This is a genomic window from Neisseria sp. HMSC065D04 (assembly GCF_001815675.1).
GTDB lineage: Bacteria > Pseudomonadota > Gammaproteobacteria > Burkholderiales > Neisseriaceae > Neisseria.
Genome location: NZ_KV821525.1, coordinates 17,256 through 21,882 on the forward strand (window position 1 = coordinate 17,256; position 4,627 = coordinate 21,882).

The window sequence follows — 4,627 nt, forward strand, 5'->3', positions numbered from 1 at the left end:
TTGAGCTAAGGCGAGGCAACGCCGTACTGGTTTACAGTTAATCCACTATAAATTAGCGGCTTTCCGCCCATCGTCAGGGCTTTAGGAAATCACCGCGTTATTAACGCCACGCGGCGACAAACTCATTCCAATGCTGCTTGTCCTGAGCCTGTCCGGTCAGGTAATGCTTCAGCCGTTTGACTTCCACTTCATACTCATCCGCGTCCAAAGCGCCGCTCATCAGGCGGAAGCGTAGGAACATTAAATAAGTGTTTGCCGCATCGGTTTCGCAATAATCGCGGATGTCTTTCAGACGACCTGCGTGGAACGCCTCCCAAACTTTACTGCCGTCCATGCCCAGTTTGCCAGGAAAGCCGCAAAGTTTCGCCATATCGTCCAGCGGCACATTGGCACGCGGCTGGTACAGGGCGAGCAGATCCATCAGGTCGCAATGGCGGTTGTGGTAGCGGCTGATGTAGTTGTTCCACTTGAAATCACGGCTGTCGCCGAAATCGCCCTCGCCCATGTCCCAATAACGCGCCGCTGCAATGCCGTGTATCAGCGCGCGGTAATGCAGGACGGGCAGGTCGAAGCCGCCGCCGTTCCAACTGACCAATTGCGGCGTATGGCTTTCGATAAGGTCGAAAAATTTGGCGATCATTTCCTCTTCGCTGTCGTGCATTTCGCCTATGGTGCCTACGTGGATTTTGTCCTGCCCCCAGCGCATACAGCAGGAAATGGCGACTACTTGGTGTAAGTGGTGCTGCATAAAGTCAGAGCCGTTTTGGGCGCGGCGTTTCTGCTGGGCGAACAAAACCACCTCGTCATCCGGCAAAGAGGCAGGCAGGTCGTACAACAGGCGGATGCCGTTCACATCAGGCACGGTTTCAATATCGAAAGCCAAAATCGGGGTCATGGGCGACTCCTCAAATTCAATCAAAACAGATTAAAACAGACAACAGGATAACGGCATTGTGGCATGTTTCCGCATTTATTGACAGTCAAATCACACCGCCGCCCCACCATTCCATCTGCCTGTACACCTACCCAAAACACCGTCAAAACAGTAAAATCCCCCTTTTATCCCAATCCGAAACATAAGCCATGCTCACCTTCCAACAAATCATCTTCAAACTGCAAACATTCTGGGCAGACAAAGGCTGCACCGTCATCCAACCTTTCGACATGGAAGTCGGCGCCGGTACTTCCCACCCCGCCACCTGCCTGCGCGCGCTCGGTCCCGAGCCTTGGTTTGCCGCCTATGTCCAACCCAGCCGCCGCCCCAAAGACGGCCGCTACGGCGACAACCCCAACCGCCTGCAACACTATTACCAATTCCAAGTCGCCCTCAAACCCGCGCCCGCCAATATCCAAGACCTCTATCTCGATTCCCTGCGCGAATTGGGCATCGACCCCAAAGTCCACGACATCCGCTTCGTTGAAGACGACTGGGAAAACCCCACCCTCGGCGCATGGGGCTTGGGCTGGGAAGTCTGGCTCAACGGCATGGAAGTGACTCAGTTCACCTACTTCCAACAAGTCGGCGGCATCGACTGCACCCCCGTACTCGGCGAAATCACCTACGGCATCGAACGCTTGGCGATGTACCTGCAAGGCGTAGAAAACGTCTATGACCTCGTTTGGGCAAAAACGCTGGACGGCAACACCGTCACCTACGGCGACGTGTATCACCAAAACGAAGTCGAACAATCCACCTACAACTTCGAATACAGCGATGCCGACTGGCTGCTGCGTCAGTTCAACGACTACGAAGCGCAAGCCAAACGCCTGCTCGCCGAAGAAAACGCCAGCCTCGCCCTGCCCGCCTACGAGCTGGTCCTCAAAGCCGGACACACCTTCAACCTCTTAGACGCACGCGGCGCCATTTCCGTTACCGAACGCGCCACCTACATCGGCCGCATCCGCGCGCTGAGCCGCACCGTAGCGCAGAAATACGTCGAAAGCCGCGAAGCATTGGGCTTTCCTTTAATTAAATCAAAATCCTAAATAGGTGTTGATATGTTCCGCAAAACGCTTGCCGCCGCAACACTGGCCCTCGTTTTTTCTGCAACTGCTCAGGCTGCGCCTTTATCGTTTAAAGACAAAATATTGGAAGCCCAATCCTGTTCCGGCAAAAACAGTGAAGGCAAACCCCTTTGCCATCAACTTACTGTCGGCTATCCGATTACCGGCGATAAACATTTGGATGACTGGGTCAGAAAACAAATGGGGGGCAAACTGCCTACGCAAAAATCGGTTCAGACGACCTTAATACGCGACAAAGACGTAAAGGAGACCAATCGGGAAAATAGGAAACTCGGCAAAGATGATGGCTCTCCTTGTGCGTTGGACTATGTGGATACGTTAGAACTGGAAGGCTATACGCCCAACTATGCCGTTTTCGGACAAGAAGATTGGGAATATACCTGTGGCGCACACGGAAACGGCGTGCACACGCTGACGGTATTGAAGCGCGGCATTGCCAATCCGAAGCCGCTTAAATTAAACGACATCCTATTACCCAATCAAGAAGGAAAACTGACACACCTGCTTGAAGAAGCCTATGTCAAATACCTGAAGGAAAATAGTGATGACACCGAAGAAGAAGCACGTGATTACATTAGTGGATACAATAGTGACAAATTTTCCGCCACGGAAAACTGGCGTTTCGATAAAAACGGCTTGACTTTCCTGTATCAAAGTTACGAAATCGGTGCATATGTTTTAGGCAGACCTGAGTTTACTATCCCCACTAAGGATTTGCAGGGGATTGTGAAACCTGAAATCTTGAAGGAAGCGGAGCATTTCATACAACCTAAAAAATAATTAAGGAACCGGTGTAGATTATCTCCCCTTAGCTTCTGACCGATTCAAGTATAGTGGATTAACTTTAAACCAGTACGGCGTTGCCTCGCCTTAGCTCAAAGAGAACGATTCTCTAAGGTGCTGAAGTACCAAGTGAATCGGTTCCGTACTATCTGTACTGTCTGCGGCTTCGTCGCCTTGTCCTGATTTAGAGTTAATCCACTATATGGGCAGTTAATCGTCAAAAAAGGTCGTCTGAAAACCTAATTTGGTTTTCAGACGACCTTTTAGCTTTGGCAAATCAAGCCTGACGGTTTATCGTCTGCCACACGCCGTGCGTTTATTTGAACCACCGCGACAGCGCCGGAATCCGCGACAGCAACGCCGTATCCAAGAGCCAAATCACGGCGATGGCGGCGATGGCGGTCGGGAACAATACTGCCACAATCAAAAGCGGTACAGCCATTGCCCACCATACCGGTAGCTCGATTTTCTGCGCCGGAGGAACCAGTCCGCCCGCTTTGGACGGGCGGCGTTTCCACCACATCACGCAGCCGCTGACGCAGATGAAAATAACCGCCAGGCAGAACAAGACGTTCGCCAGCACGCTCCACCAGCCCAGCGTTCCCATGTGCAGCGCGATGCTCGCCGCCATGAATTTGCCGAAGAAGTTGTAATCGTCGAAATGGATGTCGGCCAGAATTTTGCCGCTGTATTGGTCGATGTGCACCGTGCGGTCGGCGGTCGGGCTGACCATGTCGTAGCTCATCGAATCCTGCGACAGCGTCCACACGCCCGTTTCGCCTTTGGGCAGGTTGAGCTGGTAGCGGCCTTTGAAGCCGATTTCGCGGGCGAAGCGGTCAACCGTTTCCAAGGTCATCGGTTCGCTCGGATTGATGCCGTTTTCGCCCTTCGTCGTACCGGAAACAGGCATGGGCGTGAGTTCCAGAATCCACGGTACTTCTTTGGTTTTGCCGTCGTTCAGCACATCGCCGTGGGTCGGCACGACGGATACGGGGTTCGGTTCGACGCCCCATTTGCCGGCGGGGAACTGACTCCAAGACTGAACGAACTTACCGCCCCAAATGCCCGCCCAAGCAACACCCGACAGGCAGAACAACAATAAAATCAAAGAAACCCAAGTGCCGAATGCACCGTGCATGCTACGCCACCACGAGCGTCCTTTGCCCGTTTGCGGCACAAGCATGGATTTCAGGCTGCGCTGTTTCGCCCACCAAAGATAAATCCCCGTAATCATCATCAGGATAGTCAGTGATGCGGCGGTTTCTATCAGATAATCGCCCGCCGTGCCGAGCATCATATCGCCGTGGATTCCGTCCATCGTGTGATACCAGCCCTCATTGCGCGGCATGGAACTGACGACTTTCGCCGTGTAAGGATCGACGGCGACCATGGTCGCTTTGTCGTCATTGTTCACGCGGAACACGGCAACCATATCGTCGGCGCGCGGCGCGATATATTGCACCACCGAAGCGGTTTCAGGGTTCACAGACTGCCGCGCCGCTTCCGCCTGCGCCGACAAAGGCTGCACCTGCGCCTGCGGGGTAACGTGTATGCGCTCGCCCTCTTTACCGGTGATGTTGGCGAATAGGAGCATGCCCAGACCCGTTACGGCAAGCAGGGTCAGAAAGGGCGCGACCAATAGCCCGAAATAAAAATGCCACCGCCACACGGTCAGATAGCGGCGGTTGGCCTGTTGGTCGGGATGGGGAGTAGGTTTGGTTGTGTCCATAAATTCTCTCTTTTGTTTTGAGTGGATGGAGATAAAGCGCCAAGTTCCTGCCTTGCATTCTTATAGTGGATTAACTTTAAACCAGTACGG

The 4,627-nt window shown here is 53.4% G+C and carries 4 protein-coding genes; 2 read left to right on the top strand and 2 right to left on the bottom strand.

What is annotated here, in order from left to right; translation table 11 throughout:
* Positions 1-100: 100 nt before the first annotated feature.
* Positions 101-895, bottom strand: coding sequence for a 3'-5' exonuclease (locus tag HMPREF3050_RS08820; RefSeq protein ID WP_003744040.1), 795 nt, complete (start codon positions 893-895; stop codon positions 101-103).
* 188 nt (positions 896-1,083) lie between these two features.
* Here HMPREF3050_RS08820 and glyQ point away from each other — a divergent pair, with 188 nt between their 5' ends.
* Together glyQ and HMPREF3050_RS08830 are read left to right on the top strand one after the other, a co-directional pair.
* Positions 1,084-1,986, top strand: coding sequence for a glycine--tRNA ligase subunit alpha (glyQ, locus tag HMPREF3050_RS08825; RefSeq protein ID WP_003780086.1), 903 nt, complete (start codon positions 1,084-1,086; stop codon positions 1,984-1,986).
* Positions 1,987-1,998: 12 nt separating this feature from the next.
* Positions 1,999-2,805 (top strand): RsiV family protein, encoded by an 807-nt coding sequence (locus tag HMPREF3050_RS08830; protein WP_070774494.1) that lies wholly within the window; start codon positions 1,999-2,001, stop codon positions 2,803-2,805.
* 319 nt (positions 2,806-3,124) lie between these two features.
* Here the strand turns inward: HMPREF3050_RS08830 and HMPREF3050_RS08835 are convergent, their stop codons facing one another.
* A complete protein-coding gene (locus HMPREF3050_RS08835) occupies positions 3,125-4,537 on the bottom strand; it encodes a PepSY-associated TM helix domain-containing protein (protein ID WP_070774495.1) in 1,413 nt (470 codons plus the stop codon).
* Positions 4,538-4,627: the final 90 nt, after the last annotated feature.